The following is an 836-nucleotide window of genomic DNA, read 5'->3' on the forward strand; positions in this document are numbered from 1 at the left end:
GAGTGTGCGGGGCTTGTTGCCGGTGAGGTGCCGTTGTTGGAGTTGTTGTTCGGTGGTCGTGGTGGGGAGTTGGTGCAGACGCGGTTTGCGCAGGTGGGGATTGTTGCGGTGCAGGTGGGGTTGGTGCGGTTGTTGGAGTCGTGGGGGGTTCGGCCGGGGTTGGTGGTGGGTCATTCGGTGGGTGAGTTGTCGGCCGCGTGGGCGGCGGGGGTGTTCGAGCTGAGAGACGTGTTGGGGTTGGCGGTGGCGCGGGGTTCGTTGATGCAGGGGCAGCGGTCGGGTGGGGCGATGGCGGCGGTGTTCGCTGATGCCGAGGTGGTGGGGTCGGCGGTGGTCGCTTATCCGGGGTTGGAGGTGGCGGCGTGGAATGGGCCGCGGAGTGTGACGGTGTCGGGGCCGGTGGATGTGGTGGAGGCGTTTTGCGCTGGTTCTGGTTTGCGGTGTCAGCGGTTGGTGGTGAGTCATGCGTTTCATTCGGAGGCGATGGCGGGGGCGGTGGGGCCGTTTGCGGAGGCGGTGTCGCGGGTGGTGGTGTCGGCGCCGCGGATTGGTTTTGCGTCGTCGATTTCGGGTCGGTGGCATGACGCGGGGTCGGTGGCGGATGGTGGGTTGTGGGGTGGGGGTATTCGTGGGCCGGTGTTGTTTGGTGAGGCGTTGGGGTTGGTGGGTGCGGCTGGTGGTGGGGTGTTCTGGGAGATTGGTGCGCATCCGGTGTTGACGGGTCTGGGGAGGCAGGTGTTGCCGGATCCGGGGTTGGTGTGGTTGTCGACGTTGCGCAGGGACCGTTCGGATCAGGTGCAGGTGCATTCCGCGGTGGCGGAGTTCTACAGCCGTGG

1 protein-coding gene is annotated in these 836 nt (G+C 66.6%); it reads left to right on the forward strand.

Annotated features, from left to right (window positions below):
* Positions 1–36 precede the first annotated feature (36 nt).
* Positions 37–836, forward strand: an 800-nt coding sequence (locus ACVMYR_RS33115) for an acyltransferase domain-containing protein (protein ID WP_457123702.1), incomplete at its 3' end; no start/stop codon positions are given.

It is taken from the genome of Micromonospora sp. PTRAS2, from assembly GCF_054052245.1.